Genomic DNA, 17,164 nt, shown 5'->3' on the forward strand with positions numbered 1-17,164 from the left:
GGGCCCGGGGGCGTACGGCTGCGAAGGCTGCGGCGCCCCGGGGGCCGGGGGCGGTCCCGGAGGGGGCGCGGTGGCGTTCGCAGGCGGTTCCGGTGGCCGGGGAGGCGGTGCGGGGTCCGGCCGGGCGGGCAGCTCGTGCGCGGCGGAGAGGGTGCGGGCTTCTCCGGCCGGCTCGCAGGCGGGGCGCTCCGGCGATGCCGTGGGGGCGGGGCCCTGGGTGGGGGCCGGGTGGGCGTACGGGTGGCGGTCGTGCTCGCCGTGGCTCCGGGCCGGGTACTCCCCCATACGCCCACTGTGCCAGAAGTCCCCAGCCCGGGGCCGGGGTTCGCGGCAAGGGCCGCACGCGGGGCCCGTCCTGCCCTCCGCCGGGGCACCGTACCTCCCGTGCGCCGCACGTCGCGGTGCCCGCGCGTGCCCCCGGTTCTGCCCTCCGGTCCCTGGCGGCGTGGTCAACGGGCGCGTAAAGAAAGAGGTGTTGCTGTTCCGTCCGGGGAAAGGGGCCCCTTGTGCACGCCCGAGACAACGACAGGTCCCAGGCCGCCGAACGTGCCGCCCGGACGGAGGCGCGGGCCCCGCGCGGCAGCGTCGGGGCGGCCCTGACCGGGCTGAAGGCGATGCAGGCGGGGAGCGGCAACCGGGCCGTCGTCCAGATGCTGCGGCGGGCCGCTGCGGGCGGGCAGAACAGCGGCGGCGGCACGGTGCAGCGCTCCGCCGTGCGGGACGTGCTGCGCAGGCCCGGTCGCCCGCTGGACGCGGGTCTCCGCTCGGACATGGAGGGCAGGATGGGGGCGGACTTCTCGGACGTCCGCATCCACGACGACAGCGCCGCGGCGGCCTCGGCCGCGGAGGTCGGCGCCCGCGCGTACACCTCGGGCAGCCATGTGGTGATCGGCAAGGGCGGCGACGACCGGCGGACGCTCGCGCACGAGTTGACGCATGTGCTCCAGCAGCGGCAGGGCCCGGTCGCGGGCACCGACAACGGAGCGGGCCTCAAGGTCTCCGATCCCTCCGACCGCTTCGAGCGCGCGGCGGAGGCCAACGCGGTCCGGGTGATGCGGCGTCCGGCCCCCGGCGGCGACGGCGGGCACCACCGGCACGAGGGCCACGCCGACCACGGCGGGCAGCACGCCGAGGAGGACGAGCACACCGCCGCACGTCCTGGCGCAGGCGGCGGCATGCTGCAACGCGCCGCCGTCTTCGAGCCGTTCACGAACATGACGCCCAGCCCGGCCACCCTCGGCGGCCTCACGACGGACACCCTCGCCGGGTCGGGCTACGTCTACCCGGGCGGCGGCACGCTCGGCAATTCCCTCTACCTGGAGAAGATGCTCAGCAACACCGGTGGCGGCTCGTCGCCGGGCGAGCCCGCGGACATCACGACGATGAAGCTCGCGGACGTCAACCTCGTCCGTGCCAGGGGCCAGCAGAACGTCGCCACGGCGATGCACGCGATCAACGGCGACTTCGTCGCGGGCGCCAACGACACGGCCTGGAACATCTTCATGGGCTCGGCGAAGTCCAACACCCAGGAGCACTTCCACAAGGTGGAGCGCCCCATCCGCGCCTCGATGCAGAGCGGCACCAACGGGCTCGTCGCGGCCTACGAGCAGTGGATCGCGGCCAATCCGCCGATAGCCCTCGGCGACGGGAAGGTCGGCTGGGCCGCGCCCGGCCAGACCGTGCAGGGCGCCGAGTCGAGCGCGAAGGCCCTCAAGCCCTACGAGGCGTCGCACCCGACCGTCACCCACGTCCTGGATCCGGCGGCGCCGCTGAGCAAGCCGCACGCCAAGTGGCCCAAGCTCGTCCACTACCGAGTGACGCCGAACTACACGTACAGCAGCGATCCGGCACAATGGCCGCAGTTCCTGAAGGACAACCTCCAGGCGGCCCAGAAGCTGGTGGACGACGAGCAGGCCAAGCCTGCCAACCAGCAGGACAAGGACGGGCTGAAGAACGAACTCGCGGCCATGGCGATCCTGAAGAAGCGGGCGCACCAGCTCTTCCCGGAGACCTACAGCTGCGCGGCGGACTACTACCTCGCGTCCTACAACCCGGCAGCCCCCTGGTACCACAGCAGCGAGTCGGACTCGTACGACGCGGAGGCCTGAGACGCCCATGCCCGAAGAGACCAGCACCCCCGAGCCCCCCGGCGTCTTCCTCGCGTACGCGCCCGCGGACGCCGAGCCCGCCGGTGCGCTCGACGCCCTGCTGCGTGCCGGGGGCGCCCGCACCGCCGTGGACGAAACCCGCGACCTATCCGACGAATTGCCGGCCGAGCCGGTGCTCCAGGACCTCGGGGCGTGCGACGTCCTCCTCGTCGTCTGGTCGAAGGCCGCGGCGCAGGACACACACGTAAGCCAACAGCGCACGCACGCGGCCGACTTCGACAAGCCGTGCCTGGTGTGGCCGCTCGACGGCACCGACGTCCCGGACGGGGCCGAGTCGGTGCCGCAGGGCGGTGACGCCTCCGAGGCCGCGGCCGCGGTCTACCGCCTGCTGGACCGGCAGCCCCCGCAGGCGGATCCGGCGCCGGGCGGCGCGGCGGTCGGGCCGGGCCGCTGGACGATCGCGAGCGACGCGCAGGACGGCGAGGTGCTGGAGGTCGAACTGACCGCCGACGGCTCCCCGGACGATGAGGAGAGCGGCCACCTCACCGGCACGCACCGCCGCGCGGGCCTGGAGGGCAAGCTCACCGGCCGCTGGTGGTCCGCCCCCGCCGACTCCCGGCTCGACCTGGAACTGGAGTCCGCGTTCGGGCTGCGCCCGGTGCACGAGGAACGCCACCTCCAGCTCCGGGCCGACGGCCCCGACGCCCTCACCGCGCAGGACGTGCACGGCATCGCCGACCCCCGCAGCTACCACCTCACCCGGGGCGACGGCTCCTGAGCCGTGCTAAGCATGCTCCGTGACGTCCCACGGAGCAGCCCCGGCCAGGCCGTTCGACGCGGTCCTGTGCGACCTCGACAACGTGATCCGCTTCTTCGACACGTCCGCGCTCGCCGCCCTGGAACGCGCCGCGGGCCTGCCCGCGGGCGCCACCGCCGCCGTCGCCTTCGCCCCCGAGGTGGACGGCCCGCTGCTGCTGGGCCGGATCACCAAGCGGGAATGGGCCGCCACCATCGCCGCGGGCCTCGCCGATCGCGTATCGCCCGCGCAGGCAACGGAGTTGGCCGCCGCGATGGCCCACTCCCCGTTCCGCGCCGACCCGGCGGTGGTCGCCCTGCTGCGCCGTCTGCGCCCGCACATGCCGCTGGTCCTCGTCACCAACGCGGATCTCGGTCTCGAAGCCGACCTCGACACCCTGGGCCTGTCCGACCTCCCCCACCACGTCGTGAGCAGCGCCCGCGTCTGCGTGGCCAAACCCGCCCGGGAGATCTACGAGATCGCCGCCACCCGCGCCGGGGTCCCGCCCCACCGCTGCCTCTTCGTCGACGACCGCGAGGAGAACGTGACGGCGGCCGCCGCGCTCGGCATGACGGGCCTGCACTACCGCACCCTCGCCGACCTGGAACGCGCCCTGAGCGCGGTGCTCGGCGGCTAGCAGCAGCGTTCGGGTCGGCGCGGGTCAGGCGCACGTCCCGCAGGTGTGGGCGCCGATCGCGGTCAGCAGCTCCCGCGCCGCCGCGCGGACGGCGGGGTCCGGGTCCTCCTCCGCGAGGGCGGCGGCCGGGGCGTGGCCGTCGAGGACGGCGGTGTGGGCGGCGCGCTGGATTGCGGGGTGGGGCGGGTTGCCGTGGGCGAGGACCGCGCGCAGGAGGCGGAGCACGTCCGGGCGGCAGGTGACGGTGCCGGTCGCCGCGAGGTCCCACAGGAAGGGGACGGCCGCGGCCGTCGCGTCGAAGACGGACAGTTCGGCGAGCCACAGGCCGAGATCGCTCAGCGCGGCCTCGGCGGCCCGCGGGTCGCCCCAGGCCACCCGGGACAGGCGGCCCGGGACCTGCTCCGCGGTGCCGTAGGCGTGGGTCAGCTCGTGCCAGCGCACACGGTGCACGCCCTTGAGGATCGTCCCCATCGCCGATCGCCTCCTCAGCGGGCCGTCAGGCGGCGGACGAGGGCCACGAGGGCGTCGCGTTCGGCGGCCGGGCCCGCGGCGGTGACCTCGGGCAGGAGCATGCGGGCGAGCTGGGGGAGGGTGAACCAGGACGCCGTCAGGGCGATCACCGCGTGCATGAGCTGGCCCGCGGTGAGGTCGGGGGCCAGTGCGTCGGACTGCCGGGCCGAGGCCACCGAGGCGACCTTCTGCGCGTAGTGCGCGGCGCGGGCGGGCTCGGCGGGGACGTGCGGGCCGCCCTGGAGGCCCTCCCACGCAAGGAGGCGGACGAAGTGCGGGTGGGCGCGGTGGTAGTCGTACACGCGGCCCGCGTAGTCGCCGAGGTCGGCGGCGTGGTCGGGGGTCAGCGGGACGGCCGCGGCGATCTTCTCCAGCTCCGCGGCGAGCACGGCCTCGAAGAGCTTCTGCTTGTCGCCGAAGTAGGGGTAGATGCGCTCCTTGTTGACGCCCGCGCGCTCGGCGATCCGCGCGACCCGCGCGCCCTCGGGGCCGTGCTCGGCGAACTCGGTCACGGCGGCGTCGAGCAGCAGCTGCTTGGTGCGTGCGGTGTCCCAGGCCATACGGCGAGTCTAGCCCAGATCTCCAACCAAGTGGTTGGAGATCTGGGCACGGGTGTGCCACACTTCCAACCGTCCGGTTGGAGATGGGCTCCGATCACGACCGCGAGGAGAGACCGCCATGTCCGCGAACGCCGCCGTGAACACCCCTGCGACCGCCACCACCACCGCCATCACCCCGGCCGCCTCGCCCGCACCCTCCGCGCACCGGCGCGCGGTCATCACCTGGCTCGCCGTCTACCCCGTGATCACCCTCGTCCTGGGCGTGCTCGGGCCGCGGATCGCGACCCTGCCGCTGCTGCTGCGCACGCTGATCCTGACCGGCATCGTCGTGCCGGTGGCCGCGTACGTCCTCGTCCCCGCGCTGACGAAGGCACACGCCCGCCTCTCCGTCCGGGCACCCCGCCCGTAGCCCGCCCCCGAGCGCGACGCCTCCCCCTCCGGGGCGCCGTGCTCGGCGGCGGGTCAGACGCGGGGGCCCAGGAAGAGGCCGCCGCTGGCGTCGATCACCTGGCCGGTCACCCAGCGGGCGGCGTCGGAGACGAGGAACGCGACGACGTCGGCCACGTCGCCGGGGCCGCCCAGGCGGCCGAGCGCCGTCATGTCCGCGATGGTCTCGGCCAGGCCCGGCACCGCGTCGAAGACGACGCCGTTCGTCGCGGTGCGGGTGGCGCCGGGCGCAACGGCGTTCACCGTGATGCCCCGGGCCCCGAGTTGGGCGGCGAGCGTCCTGCTCATCGTCTCGACGGCGCCCTTCGTCATGGCGAAGGACGTCTGCGTCGGGTTGGCCATCCGGGTCGCGACCGACGAGAGCGTGACGATCCGGCCGCCGTCGCGCATCAGCGGCAGCGCGCGCTCGACGATGAAGTACGGCGCCCGGACGTTGACCGCGAAGAGGCGGTCGAACTGCGCGCGGGTCGTCGCGCCGAGCGGACCCGCGGGCGCGGCGGCCGCGTTGTTGACGAGGATGTCCAGCGGGCGCCCGTCGAGCCCCGCCTCGACACCGTCGAAAAGCCTCTCCACGTCGCCGTCCAGGCCCAGTTCGGACTGGACGGCGAAGCCGGTCCCGCCGTCGCGCCCGATCGCCTCGACCGTCGCCGCCGCCCCTCCCACGTCCGCGCCGTAGTGCACGGCGACCACGGCCCCTTCGGCGGCCAGCCGGGTCGCGACCGCCTGCCCGATGCCGCGCGACGCGCCGGTCACCAGAGCTGTTCTGCCCATCAGTTCACCCACGTCGCCACCCCGTCCACATGTGAGTCACTAACACGATGGTAGTGTCTACCACATGAGCGAGCGGCACCCAACTCTGCGGGAAAGACGGCGACTTGAGACACGCGGCCTCATCCAGGCGCACGCGGTACGGCTGTTCACCGAGCGCGGCTACGACGCGGTGACGGTCGCCGACGTCGCCGAGGCCGCGGGGATCTCGGCCATGACCGTCTACCGGCACTTCCCCACCAAGGAGGACCTCGTCCTCATCGACCAGCCCGCCCGGCTGATCGCCGAACGCGTCGCCGCCTCCCCCGCCGACCAGCCGCTGGTACGCCGGGTCGGCGGCGCGCTCGTCGCCGCGGCCGCCGCTCTCACCGAGGGGAACGGCCCCGGCGCGGACGAACGGTTCCTCCTGGACTGCCTGCGGCTCATGGTCGCGACCCCCGCCCTGCGGGCCCGGCACCTGGACAGCCAGTACGCGCTCCAGCAGGCGATCGTCGACGCCCTGGGCGACACCGACGCCCACGCCGACGGCACCGACCCCGACGCCGCCTTCCGGGCCCGCGCCGCGACCAGCGCCTGCCTGGCCGCGATGCACACCGCGCTGACACGCTGGACCGAGGACGACGGGCGAAGCTCCCTGCCCGACCTCATCGCGCGCGCACTCACCGCGTCCTTCGGCCCCGACGCCCTCGCCCCGCGCGGGGCGGGCTGAGGCGGCCGGGCACGACAACCGGGCGGGCTTCCCTCAGCCCAGCGTCGCCGAGAACCTCCCGGCCTCGGCGTCCGCTTCCGCGACCGCTATCCTGCCCCGGTGGGCGATCTCCACCGCGTAGGCCTTGCGGCCCGCCGGGACGCCCAGCACCGTCACCGGGAACTCGCACGCCGCGCTGCTGTAACCGGCCTGCCCTCGCAGCCCCTCGCCCAGTGAGCCCGTGGCGACCACCGTGCCCGTGGCGTCGTACACCGTCACCGCGGCGCCCTGCACGATGTCGTCGTAGCCGCCGGAGCCCGCGCACGACGCCGCCTCCTCGTTGAGGTCCACGGCGTGGGAGAGGGAGAGCGTCCCCAGCAGGGTGAACGGCGTGGGCGCGGGCGGCGAGGACCCCGCGGTGGACAGGGCCCAGGCCGCGCCCACACCACCGCCGCCGAGCACCAGTCCCGCCACCGCGCCCAGGGCGACCGGCCGCCACCGCCCTGCGCGCGGGACGGGCGGGGTCGCGTCGGCGGCCACGGCACGCGCGGCGGACGGTTCGTCGGACATGTGCGGCAGCATCCCACCCCGCGCCGGCCCCGCACGGCCGCGGACCCGAATCGTGACCCGGGGACGAACGTTGGGGAGGACGCCGCCCCGTCAGCACGTCACCCGGCGTCGGGGACGGGGTCGGGGACGGGGTCGGGCACGGGGTCGGGCGGCGGCACCGGAAGCGCCGCCCGGAAGCGCCCCGGCGTCGTACCGAACTCGCGGCTGAAGGCGTGCGAGAGGGCGTACGGCGTGCCGTAGCCGACCCGGCGGGCGACCGCGGCGAGCGGGTCGGCGGTGTCGCGGAGGAGGGTGGCGGCGAGGGTGAGGCGCCACCAGGTGAGGTAGGCCATCGGGGGGCGGCCCACCAGACCGGTGAACCGGCGCGCCAGGGTGGCACGGGAGACCCCGATCCCGGCGGCGAGGCGGTCGTTGGTCCACCCGGCGGCCGGGTCCGAGTGCAGGGCACGGAGCGCGGCGGCGGCCACCGGGTCGCCGAGCACGGCGGGCCAGACGCCCTGCGTGTCCTCGGCCAGCCACGCGCGGATCATGTACACGAGCAGCAGGTCGAGCAGGCTGGGGACGGCGACGCACGCCCCGGGGAGGCGCTCCCCCAACTCCCTTCCCAGCAGGTCGATGGCGGCCCTGAGCGCGGGATGGCCGCCGACCTCGTGCGGGAGGTGCACGACCTGCGGCAGCTCGGCCATGAGCGGGTGCATCCGGCTGCGGTCGAGCCGGTACTTCCCGCACAGCATCTGCACCTCCCCGGTGCCCGGGGCGCCCTGCTGGCCCGTCTCCCGCCAGCGCTCGAAGGGCACGGCCCCTTCCGGCACGACGGCCTCGCCCCCGGCGTGGGCGAGCACGTGCCCCGCACCGTGCGGCAGCAGCACCACGTCACCCGTGCCGAGCAGCAGCGGGGGCCCGCCGCCCTCGGGCACGAGCCGGCAGGACCCCTTCAGCACGATGTGGAAGCCCGCGCCGCCGTACGGGGCGAACCGAGTGGCCCACCTCCCGCCTGCCTCCACGCGGGTCGAGGACGTACGCCCGAGGCGTACGGCGGCGATCGCGTCGCTCACGACATCCATCGCGCCAGCGTACCGAGGCGCGGCAAGCATGAGACGTACGCGTATCCGTATGAGCCGGACGGGCATTGAGCACCTCACCCCGCGGTTCCTAGGCTCGCTCGCATGGACACCGAGAACGCGCAGCGCCTCCAGCTGGGAGACGTCGAGATCATCCGGCTCGTGGAGTGGCAGGGGCCGTACGCGCCCGCCCGCACGCTGGTCCCGGACGCCCCGGCGCGGCTGTGGGAGGAGAACGAGGACCAGCTCGCCCCGGACCACTGGCGGCCGGACGGCGACCAGGCGGTGGTCGCCCTCCAGACGTGGGTCCTGCGCAGCGGCGGCGCGACGATCGTGGTGGACCCGGGGACGGGGGACGACCGCGAGCGGCCGGGTTCGCCGATGTTCCACCGCCGCCGCAGCGACCTCCTCGACCGGCTGACCCGGCTGGCGGGCATCCGCCCCGAGGACGTGGACCTCGTCGTCAACACCCACCTGCACGCCGACCACGTCGGCGGCAACACCACCGGCCCCGCGGGCGCGTGGACCCCCGCCTTCCCCCACGCCCGCTATCTGCTGCCCGCCGCCGACGACTTCCACTTCGACCCGTCGAACGGCTACGGGGGCGGGCGGCGGCGCGACGACCAACTCCTCTACCAGGACAGCATCGCCCCGCTCCACCAGGCCGGACAGGCCCAGCTCTGGCACGGCACCCACCGCATCGACGCCCGCCTCACCCTGGAGTCCGCCCCCGGCCACACCCCCGGTTCGGCCGTCCTCCACGTCGACTCCGCAGGCGAACGCGCCGTCTTCGCGGGCGACTTGCTGCACTCCCCTGTCCAGATCCTCGCCCCGGCGTGCAGCAGTTGCCTCTGCCTGGATCCCGTCCAGGCCGCGATCTCTCGCCGCCGCGTCCTCGAACGGGCCGCCGACGAGCGCGCGCTGCTCATCCCCGCGCACTTCGCCGGGGCGGGCGCGGTGGAAGTCCGCCGCGCGGGCGCTGCGTTCACCTTCGGGGAGTGGGCCGCCTACCGGACGCGGTAGCCCGCAGGACCCGAGCCGGACGTTTCGGGCGCGGCGGGCGGCCGTACGGCGCTACGGTTCACCTCGTCCGCATGTCGCAGGTGTTGGGGGGGCGGGGTGGCCGGAGCCGATGTGGTGGTGGCGTTGCTGCACGCGTGGTCGGCGCGCAGGAACTTCCCGCGGAGGAGGGACCGGCGCGAGGCGGAGCTGGACGCCGCCCTGGACGCGGGTCTGGAGCGGGTGCACCGGATCGTGGCCGAACGCCTCAGCGGCGAGGGCGCGTTGACCGCCGTCGAGGAGGAGGCGGCCGCGGGTGCCGCGCAGCCCTCCCCGCAGGCGGGCCGGTCCCTGGAAGCGGCCCTGGAGGGCGCGGTCGGCCACGATCCCGCCTTCGCCCAGGCCCTCAAGGAGGCGGTGGCCGCGGCGCTGGCGGAATACCGCGGCTCCGCCGTCGCGTCCGGCGACGGAATCGCGATCGTCGGCAACGTCACGATCCGTGTGGAGGGCGCGGGCTCCGTCGCCGCGCTGAAGACGGGTGACGTGACCGTCGAAAACCCTCCCCCGCTGGGCTCGCCGACGACTCCCTGAGCGAGTCCGGCGCACGCGTCGCCGGGAGGACCACCGCCGCACCGCGGCAGATCGGGCTCGTGCCCGCGCCGGCCGGGGCCTTCCAGGACCGCGCCGAGCGGGCGCGGCTGCGGGCCGCGGTCCACGGCGGGGGTACCGCCGTGCTGTGCCAGGTGCTCTCCGGCATGGGCGGGGTCGGCAAGACGCAGCTCGCCGCGGAGTACGCCCACGAGGTGCGGGCCGCGGGCGCGGTGGAGCTGCTGGTGTGGGTCAGCGCGGGCAGCCGCAGCGCGGTCGTCGCGAGCTTCGCCGAGGCCGCCGCCGAGGTGTGCGGGGCCGACCCCGGGCAGCCGGACCGCGCCGCCGAACGCTTCCTGGCGTGGCTCCAGTCGGAGGGGCGGCGCTGGCTCGTCGTCCTGGACGACGTGACCGACCCCGCGGACCTCACCGGGCTGTGGCCGCCCGCCGTCCCGTACGGCAGGACCGTCGTCACGACCCGCCGCCGGGACGCGGCCCTGACCGGCGCGGGCCGCCGCCGTATCGACGTCGGGGTCTTCACGCCGGAGGAGTCCGCCGCGTACCTCGCCGCCGCGCTCGCCGCGTACGGCGTCACGGAGCCGGGCACCGAACTCGCCGGGCTGGCCGCCGACCTGGGCCACCTCCCGCTCGCCCCGTCGCAGGCCACCGCCTACCTCGTGGACGCCGGGCTGCCCGTCGCCGCGTACCGCGCACTGCTGGCCGAACGGACCGCCCGGCTCGACGAGTTGAGCCCGGACGTGCTGCCGGACGGGCAGACCCGCACGACGGCCGCCGCCTGGGAGCTGTCCGTGGAGTACGCCGACCGCCTCCGCCCCGCCGGGCTCGCCCGCCCGATGCTGGAGCTGGCCGCCTTCCTGGACGCCAACGGCATCCCGGCCGAGGTCCTGACGAGCGGCCCGGCCCGCGCGTACCTCGCCGCTCACGCGGGTGCGGCCGTCAGCCGCGCGGAAGCGTCCGGCGCCCTGCGCGCCCTCCACCGGGTGAGCCTCGTCCAGGCCCCGGACCCGGGGGACGCCGCCGAGCACCCGGCGGTGCGCGTCCACCAGCTCGTCCAGCGGGCGACGCGGGACGCACTCCCGGCCGAGCGCTTCGACGCGGCCGCGCGTGCGGCGGCGGACGCGCTCTTCAACTCGTGGCCCTCCACCGAGCGGGACCCCGCCTTCGCGGAGAAACTGCGCGCCTGTGCCGCCGCACTGGAGACGTGGGCCGACGCTGCGGGGAGCCTCTACCGGCCCGACGCACATTCCGTGCTCTTCCGCGCGGGTACCAGCCTGGCCGAATCCGGGCAGGTGGCTGCCGGGGCGGCCCACTTCCGCCGCGTCACCGCCGACGCCGTGGAGCATCTCGGCGCCGATCACCCGGACGTCCTGGTCGGCCGTCACAATCTGGCGCACTGCCTCGGGGAGGCCGGGGACGAGGCCGGTGCGTTCGCCCTGTACTCCGGCATCCTGGCGGACTTCCGGGACTTGCTCGACCCCGATGATCCCCGGATCCTCGGCATCCGCCACAGCCTCGCCTTCTGGCAGAACGAGGCGGGCGACAAAGCGGGCGCCGCCAGAGCCTACGGCGCCCTGCTCGCGGACCGCAGCCGCGTGCTGGGCCCCGATCACCGCCAGACGCTGCTCACCGTGCACAACCTCGCCCATTGCCTGGCCGAGGCCGGAGATGTCCGAAGAGCCGTCGGGGTACTTGAGGAGCTGATCCAGCGGACCGCCCGGGTGCTCGGCCCCGATCACCCGTACACCCTCACCACCCGCCACAGTCTCGCCCGCTGGCAACTGGAGGGCGGCAACGCGGAAGAGGCGACAGCGGTCTTCGAGACCCTCCTTGCCGACCGTCTGCGCGTTCTCGGCCCCGACCACCCCGACACCCTCGCCACCCGCAACAACCTGGCCTACGCTCTGGGACGTTCCGGTGACGCGGCCGGTGCGGCGGCCTCGTACGCCGCGCTGGTGGACGACGTGCTGCGGATCCTGGGCCCGGACCATCCCCGCACCTTGGTCACCCGGGCCAACTGGGCCCGCTGGCGCGGGCACTCGGGTGACACCGCCGGAGCAGTCGCGGCGCTCAAGGCCCTGCTGGCCGACCGCTTGCGCGTTCTCGGCCCCGACCACCCCGACACCCTCGCCACCCGCAACAGCGTCACCCACTGGGAACGCCACGCCGACGGTCCGGGTCCCCCCGCCTGACCCCCCGAACGCCGACGGGGCGCGGTCCCCGAAGGATCCGCGCCCCGTCAGAACTCAGCAGCCCGCAGGGCTACCGCACGAACACGCCCGCCTTGTCCGCCAGGTCGAGGAAGTACTGCGGCGCGAGGCCGAGCACCAGGGTGACCGCGACGCCGAGGGCGATCGCCGTGGACGTCAGGGGCGAGGGGACGGCCACCGTGGGGCCGTCCGCCTTCGGCTCGCTGAAGAACATCAGGACGATCACCCGGATGTAGAAGAACGCGGCGACCGCCGACGAGATCACGCCGACGATGACCAGCGGCATCGCGCCGCCCTCCGACGCGGCCTTGAAGACCGCGAACTTCCCCGCGAAGCCGGACGTCAGCGGGATGCCGGCGAAGGCCAGCAGAAAGACCGCGAAGACCGCCGCGACCAGCGGGGAGCGGCGGCCGAGGCCGGCCCAGCGGGAGAGGTGGGTGGCCTCGCCGCCCGCGTCGCGGACCAGGGTGACGACGGCGAAGGCGCCGAGGGTCACGAAGGAGTAGGCGGCGAGGTAGAAGAGGACCGAGGAGATGCCGGACGGGGTGGTCGCGATGACGCCCGCGAGGATGAAGCCCGCGTGGGCGATCGACGAGTAGGCCAGCAGGCGCTTCACGTCGGTCTGGGTCACGGCGATGATCGCGCCGGCCAGCATGGTGACGATCGCGACGCCCCACATGACCGGGCGCCAGTCCCAGCGCATGCCGGGCAGGACGACGTAGAGCAGCCGGAGCAGCGCGCCAAAGGCGGCGACCTTGGTGGCGGAGGCCATGAAGCCGGTCACCGGGGTCGGGGCGCCCTGGTAGACGTCCGGGGTCCACATGTGGAAGGGCACCGCGCCGACCTTGAACAGCAGGCCCATGGCGACCATCGCGAGGCCGATGAGCAGCAGCGCGTCGTTGCCGGTGGTGTTCGCGAGCGCGGGCGTCATGGTGGCGGTGCCGTCGACGACCGACGAGATGCCGCCGTAGGTGACGGTGCCGGAGTAGCCGTAGAGCAGCGCGATGCCGAAGAGCAGGAAGGCCGACGAGAAGGCGCCCAGCAGGAAGTACTTGACGGCGGCTTCCTGCGACATCAGGCGGTTGCGGCGGGCCAGCGCGCACAGGATGTACAGCGGCAGCGAGAAGACCTCCAGCGCGACGAAGAGCGTCAGCAGGTCGTTCGCGGCGGGGAAGACGAGCATGCCGCCGACGGCGAACATCAGCAGCGGGAAGACCTCGGTGCTGGTGAACCCGGCCCGGACGGCGGCCTTCTCCTGGTCGCTGCCGGGGACGGCGGAGCCCTGTGCGGCGAAGGAGTCGACACGGTTGCCGTGCGCCCTCGGGTCGAGGCGGCGCTCGGCGAAGGTGAAGACGGCGACCAGGCCGACCAGCAGGATCGTGCCCTGGAGGAAGAGCGCGGGGCCGTCGACGGCGACCGCGCCCATCGCCGCGATGTGGGCCTTGGTGGTGCCGTAGCCCTTCTCGGCCAGTGCCACGACCGCCGCGAAGGAGGCGGCGAGGCCCACCGCGGCCAGGCCGACCTGCGCGGTGTAGCGGGAGCGGCGCGGCAGGAAGGCCTCGACCAGGACGCCGAGCGCCGCGACCCCGAAGACGATCAGGACCGGTGCGAGCTGGGCGTACTCGATGTGTGGCGAGGGGAACTTGTCGGTGGATGCCGCCGCTGTCCACAGGCTGTGGACAGCGGGGCCCGTGGCTCGTGCGCTCACTTCTTCGCCTCCAGCGCGGGCTTGGGGTCGGTCTTGTGCACGTCGGAGAGCGTGTGGTGCACCGACGGGTTGACGATGTCGGTGACCGGCTTCGGGTAGACGCCGAGGAAGAGCAGCAGCGCGATCAGCGGTGCGACGACCACCAGTTCACGTGCCTTGAGGTCGGACATGCCCTCGATGCCTGCCTTGACCGGGCCGGTCATCGTGCGCTGGTAGAGCACCAGCACGTACAGCGCGGCGAGGACGATGCCGAGGGTGGCGACGATACCGATCACCGGGTAGCGGCTGAACGTGCCGACCAGCACCAGGAACTCGCTGACGAAGGGCGCGAGTCCGGGCAGCGACAAGGTGGCGAGTCCGCCGATCAAGAAGGTGCCGGCGAGCACCGGGGCGACCTTCTGCACCCCGCCGAAGTCGGCGATCATGCGCGAGCCGCGCCGGGTGATGAGGAAGCCCGCGACGAGCATCAGCGCGGCGGTGGAGATGCCGTGGTTGACCATGTAGAGCGTCGCGCCGGACTGGCCCTGGCTGGTCATCGCGAAGATGCCCAGGATGATGAAGCCGAAGTGCGACACGGACGCGTACGCGATCAGCCGCTTGATGTCGCGCTGGCCGACGGCGAGCAGGGCGCCGTAGACGATGCTGATGAGCGCGAGCACCAGGATGACCGGGGTGGCCCACTTGGACGCCTCCGGGAAGAGCTGGAGACAGAAGCGCAGCATCGCGAAGGTGCCGACCTTGTCGACGACCGCGGTGATGAGGACGGCGACCGGCGCGGTGGACTCGCCCATCGCGTTGGGCAGCCAGGTGTGCAGCGGCCACAGCGGGGCCTTCACCGCGAAGGCGAAGAAGAAGCCCAGGAAGAGCCAGCGTTCGGTGGAGGTCGCGATGTCGAGCTTGCCGTCGGCGCGGGCCTGGAGGATCTCCGGGAGGGAGAAGGTGCCGGTGCCGAGCTGGTGCGCGGTGACGGTGTAGAGGCCGATCACCGCGGCCAGCATGATGAGGCCGCCGGCGAGGTTGTAGAGCAGGAACTTCACGGCCGCGTACGACCGCTGGCGGGCCGCCTCCTCCTCGCCGGACGCGTGCGCCCGGTCGCCGAAGCCGCCGATGAGGAAGTACATCGGGATGAGCATGGCTTCGAAGAAGATGTAGAAGAGGAAGACGTCGGTGGCCTCGAAGGACAGCACCACCATGGCCTCGACCAGCAGGATCAGCGCGAAGAAGCCCTGGGTGGGCCGCCAGCGCCGGCTGGTCTCCTCCATCGGGTCGGCGTCGTGCCAGCCGGCCAGCATCACGAACGGGATGAGCAGCGCGGTGAGCGCGACCATCACCGCCCCGATGCCGTCGACGCCGAGGTCGTAGCGGAGCCCGAAGTCCTTGATCCAGGCGTGCGACTCGGTCAGCTGGTAGCGGGCGCCGTCCGGGTCGAAGCGGACCAGGACGATCGCCGCGAGCACGAGCGTCGCGAGCGCGAAGAGCAGCGCCGTGTACTTGGCGGCGGTCTTCCGCGCCGCCGGCACCGCCGCGGTGACCACGGCACCGGCCGCGGGGACCACGGCGGCCACGGTCAGGAGTGGGAAGGACATCGTCAGACCGCCCTCATCAGAAGAGTCGCGGCCACCAGCACCGCGGTGCCGCCGAGCATCGAGACGGCGTACGAGCGCACGTAGCCGTTCTGCAGCTTGCGCAGCCGTCCCGACAGGCCGCCGACGGAGGCGGCGGTGCCGTTGACGACGCCGTCGACCAGCGAGTGGTCGAGGTAGACGAGCGAGCGGGTCAGGTGCTCGCCGCCGCGGACCAGCACGACATGGTTGAAGTCGTCCTGGAGCAGGTCCCTGCGGGCGGCCCGGGTCAGCAGCGAGCCGCGCGGCGCGACGGCGGGGACGGACCGGCGCCCGTACATCAGCCAGGCGATGCCGACGCCGACGACCAGGCAGACCATGGTGCACGCGGTGACGGTGCCCGCGCTGAGCGGCGAGTCGCCCTCGCTGTGGCCGGTGACCGGCTCCAGCCAGTGCACGAAACGGGAGTTGAGGCTGAAGAGCGCACCGGCGAAGACCGACCCGAAGGCCAGGATGATCATGGGGATGGTCATCGAGGACGGCGACTCGTGCGGGTGCGGCTCGTGGCCCTCCGCGTCCGGCTGCCAGCGCTTCTCGCCGAAGAAGGTCATGAGCATCACACGGGTCATGTAGAACGCGGTGATCGCCGCGCCCAGCAGGGCCGCGCTGCCGAGGATCCAGCCCTCGGTGCCGCCCTTGGCGTACGCGGCCTCGATGATCTTGTCCTTGGAGAAGAAGCCGGACAGGCCCGGGAAGCCGATGATCGCGAGGTAGCCGAGGCCGAAGGTCACGAAGGTGACCGGCATGTACTTCCGCAGGCCGCCGTAGCGGCGCATGTCGACCTCGTCGTTCATGCCGTGCATGACCGAGCCCGCGCCGAGGAACAGCCCGGCCTTGAAGAAGCCGTGCGTGACCAGGTGCATGATCGCGAAGACGTAGCCGATCGGGCCGAGGCCCGCGGCCATGATCATGTAGCCGATCTGCGACATCGTCGATCCGGCGAGCGCCTTCTTGATGTCGTCCTTCGCGCAACCGACGATCGCACCGAACAGCAGCGTGACCGCGCCGACGGTGACCACCGCGGTCTGCGCGTCGGGCGCGGCGTTGAAGATCGCGCCGGAGCGGGTGATGAGGTAGACGCCCGCGGTCACCATGGTCGCGGCGTGGATGAGGGCCGAGACCGGGGTCGGGCCCTCCATCGCGTCGCCGAGCCAGGACTGCAGCGGCACCTGCGCCGACTTGCCGCACGCGGCGAGCAGCAGCATGAAGCCGATACCGGTGATCGTGGCGTGCTGCGTGGCCGACGCCTGCTGCGCCTTCGGCAGCACCTCGGTGAAGGCGAACGAGCCGAAGGTGGTGAACATCAGCATGATCGCGACCGACAGGCCGATGTCGCCGACCCGGTTGACGATGAAGGCCTTCTTGGCCGCGGTCGCCGCGCTCGGCTTGTGCTGCCAGAAGCCGATCAGCAGGTACGAGGCGAGGCCCACGCCCTCCCAGCCTGCGTACAGCAGGAAGTAGTTGTCGGCGAGGACCAGCAGCAGCATCGCCGCCAGGAAGAGGTTGAGGTAGCCGAAGAAGCGGCGGCGGCGCTCGTCGTGCGCCATGTAGCCGATCGAGTAGACGTGGATGAGCGTGCCCACGCCGGTGATCAGCAGCACGAACGTCATCGACAGCTGGTCCAGCTGGAAGCCGACGTCGGCCTGGAAGCCGTCGACCGGCACCCAGGTGAACAGGTGCGAGTGCAGGGCGCGGTCGTCCGCGCTCTTGCCCAGCATGTTGACGAACAGGACCGCACCGAGGACGAAGGACAGCAGGGCGAGCAGCGTGCCGAGCAGGTGGCCGGTGCGGTCCAGCCGCCGGCCTCCGGTCAGCAGCACGCCCGCGCCGAGCAGCGGCGCCGCGACGAGCAGTCCGATCAGGGTTTCCACTGT

At 73.5% G+C, this 17,164-nt stretch carries 16 protein-coding genes; 8 read left to right on the forward strand and 8 right to left on the reverse strand.

Annotation, left to right across the window (positions count from 1 at the left end):
* Nucleotides 1-506: 506 nt before the first annotated feature.
* Genes ACWERV_RS18300 through ACWERV_RS18310 form a run of 3 tightly spaced genes read left to right on the forward strand, consistent with a single transcriptional unit; the run spans nt 507 to nt 3,541 of the window.
* The gene (locus tag ACWERV_RS18300) at nt 507-2,108 is read left to right on the forward strand and encodes an eCIS core domain-containing protein (protein ID WP_452934009.1); all 1,602 of its coding nucleotides are present in this window, start codon (nt 507-509) and stop codon (nt 2,106-2,108) included.
* Nucleotides 2,109-2,115: 7 nt separating this feature from the next.
* Complete coding sequence (locus ACWERV_RS18305; protein WP_452934012.1) at nt 2,116-2,886, forward strand: hypothetical protein; 771 nt, start codon at nt 2,116-2,118, stop codon at nt 2,884-2,886.
* Between the two features lie 19 nt (nt 2,887-2,905).
* Entirely contained in the window at nt 2,906-3,541 is a 636-nt protein-coding gene (locus ACWERV_RS18310) for an HAD family hydrolase (protein WP_452934015.1), read from the forward strand.
* Between the two features lie 24 nt (nt 3,542-3,565).
* On the opposite strand, the gene ACWERV_RS18315 is transcribed toward ACWERV_RS18310, so the two are convergent.
* On the reverse strand, nt 3,566-4,012 hold the full coding sequence (locus ACWERV_RS18315; RefSeq protein ID WP_452934018.1) for a hypothetical protein: 447 nt from the start codon (nt 4,010-4,012) through the stop codon (nt 3,566-3,568).
* Between the two features lie 14 nt (nt 4,013-4,026).
* A complete protein-coding gene (locus ACWERV_RS18320) occupies nt 4,027-4,611 on the reverse strand; it encodes a TetR family transcriptional regulator (RefSeq protein ID WP_452934020.1) in 585 nt (194 codons plus the stop codon).
* 118 nt (nt 4,612-4,729) lie between these two features.
* Here ACWERV_RS18320 and ACWERV_RS18325 point away from each other — a divergent pair, with 118 nt between their 5' ends.
* Nucleotides 4,730-5,020: a hypothetical protein gene (locus ACWERV_RS18325; RefSeq protein ID WP_452934023.1), complete on the forward strand. Its 291-nt coding sequence runs from the start codon at nt 4,730-4,732 to the stop codon at nt 5,018-5,020.
* A 53-nt stretch (nt 5,021-5,073) separates the two neighbouring features.
* Here ACWERV_RS18325 and ACWERV_RS18330 read toward each other — a convergent pair whose 3' ends face one another.
* Nucleotides 5,074-5,829, reverse strand: coding sequence for an SDR family oxidoreductase (locus tag ACWERV_RS18330; RefSeq protein WP_452934025.1), 756 nt, complete (start codon nt 5,827-5,829; stop codon nt 5,074-5,076).
* 64 nt (nt 5,830-5,893) lie between these two features.
* On the opposite strand from ACWERV_RS18330, the gene ACWERV_RS18335 reads away from it, so the two are divergent.
* Entirely contained in the window at nt 5,894-6,535 is a 642-nt protein-coding gene (locus ACWERV_RS18335; RefSeq protein WP_452934028.1) for a TetR family transcriptional regulator, read from the forward strand.
* Nucleotides 6,536-6,568: 33 nt separating this feature from the next.
* Here the strand turns inward: ACWERV_RS18335 and ACWERV_RS18340 are convergent, their stop codons facing one another.
* The gene (locus ACWERV_RS18340; protein ID WP_452934030.1) at nt 6,569-7,084 is read right to left on the reverse strand and encodes a hypothetical protein; all 516 of its coding nucleotides are present in this window, start codon (nt 7,082-7,084) and stop codon (nt 6,569-6,571) included.
* A gap of 98 nt (nt 7,085-7,182) precedes the next feature.
* Nucleotides 7,183-8,148: an AraC family transcriptional regulator gene (locus tag ACWERV_RS18345; RefSeq protein ID WP_452934033.1), complete on the reverse strand. Its 966-nt coding sequence runs from the start codon at nt 8,146-8,148 to the stop codon at nt 7,183-7,185.
* Between the two features lie 102 nt (nt 8,149-8,250).
* Between ACWERV_RS18345 and ACWERV_RS18350 the strand changes: the two genes are divergently transcribed.
* The 3 genes from ACWERV_RS18350 (at nt 8,251) to ACWERV_RS18360 (ending at nt 11,942) form a co-directional block, all read left to right on the forward strand.
* On the forward strand, nt 8,251-9,168 hold the full coding sequence (locus ACWERV_RS18350) for an MBL fold metallo-hydrolase (protein WP_452934036.1): 918 nt from the start codon (nt 8,251-8,253) through the stop codon (nt 9,166-9,168).
* 96 nt (nt 9,169-9,264) lie between these two features.
* The gene (locus ACWERV_RS18355; RefSeq protein ID WP_452934038.1) at nt 9,265-9,735 is read left to right on the forward strand and encodes a hypothetical protein; all 471 of its coding nucleotides are present in this window, start codon (nt 9,265-9,267) and stop codon (nt 9,733-9,735) included.
* A 59-nt stretch (nt 9,736-9,794) separates the two neighbouring features.
* Nucleotides 9,795-11,942 (forward strand): tetratricopeptide repeat protein, encoded by a 2,148-nt coding sequence (locus tag ACWERV_RS18360; protein WP_452934041.1) that lies wholly within the window; start codon nt 9,795-9,797, stop codon nt 11,940-11,942.
* Between the two features lie 70 nt (nt 11,943-12,012).
* Here ACWERV_RS18360 and nuoN read toward each other — a convergent pair whose 3' ends face one another.
* The 3 genes from nuoN to nuoL are packed head-to-tail and all read right to left on the reverse strand — an operon-like array spanning nt 12,013 to nt 17,161.
* The gene (gene nuoN / locus ACWERV_RS18365; RefSeq protein WP_452934043.1) at nt 12,013-13,668 is read right to left on the reverse strand and encodes an NADH-quinone oxidoreductase subunit NuoN; all 1,656 of its coding nucleotides are present in this window, start codon (nt 13,666-13,668) and stop codon (nt 12,013-12,015) included.
* Nucleotides 13,665-15,254 (reverse strand): NADH-quinone oxidoreductase subunit M, encoded by a 1,590-nt coding sequence (locus ACWERV_RS18370; protein WP_452934045.1) that lies wholly within the window; start codon nt 15,252-15,254, stop codon nt 13,665-13,667. The genes nuoN and ACWERV_RS18370 overlap by 4 nt, the downstream gene beginning before the upstream one ends.
* A gap of 2 nt (nt 15,255-15,256) precedes the next feature.
* Nucleotides 15,257-17,161 carry an NADH-quinone oxidoreductase subunit L gene (gene nuoL / locus ACWERV_RS18375; protein ID WP_398185731.1) on the reverse strand — a complete coding sequence of 635 codons (1,905 nt, stop codon included), beginning with the start codon at nt 17,159-17,161 and terminating at the stop codon, nt 15,257-15,259.
* Nucleotides 17,162-17,164 lie beyond the last annotated feature (3 nt).

It is taken from the genome of Streptomyces sp. NPDC004031 (assembly GCF_053604375.1).

Bases quoted from the DNA above. Each gene is read 5' to 3' on its own strand.
- ACWERV_RS18335 (WP_452934028.1), top strand. From the start codon at position 5,894: ATGAGCGAGCGGCACCCAACTCTGCGGGAAAGACGGCGACTTGAGACA.
- ACWERV_RS18305 (WP_452934012.1), top strand. From the start codon at position 2,116: ATGCCCGAAGAGACCAGCACCCCCGAGCCCCCCGGCGTCTTCCTCGCG.
- ACWERV_RS18325 (WP_452934023.1), top strand. From the start codon at position 4,730: ATGTCCGCGAACGCCGCCGTGAACACCCCTGCGACCGCCACCACCACC.
- ACWERV_RS18330 (WP_452934025.1), bottom strand. From the start codon at position 5,829: ATGGGCAGAACAGCTCTGGTGACCGGCGCGTCGCGCGGCATCGGGCAG.
- ACWERV_RS18315 (WP_452934018.1), bottom strand. From the start codon at position 4,012: ATGGGGACGATCCTCAAGGGCGTGCACCGTGTGCGCTGGCACGAGCTG.
- ACWERV_RS18340 (WP_452934030.1), bottom strand. From the start codon at position 7,084: ATGTCCGACGAACCGTCCGCCGCGCGTGCCGTGGCCGCCGACGCGACC.
- ACWERV_RS18345 (WP_452934033.1), bottom strand. From the start codon at position 8,148: ATGGATGTCGTGAGCGACGCGATCGCCGCCGTACGCCTCGGGCGTACG.
- ACWERV_RS18370 (WP_452934045.1), bottom strand. From the start codon at position 15,254: ATGTCCTTCCCACTCCTGACCGTGGCCGCCGTGGTCCCCGCGGCCGGT.
- ACWERV_RS18320 (WP_452934020.1), bottom strand. From the start codon at position 4,611: ATGGCCTGGGACACCGCACGCACCAAGCAGCTGCTGCTCGACGCCGCC.
- ACWERV_RS18350 (WP_452934036.1), top strand. From the start codon at position 8,251: ATGGACACCGAGAACGCGCAGCGCCTCCAGCTGGGAGACGTCGAGATC.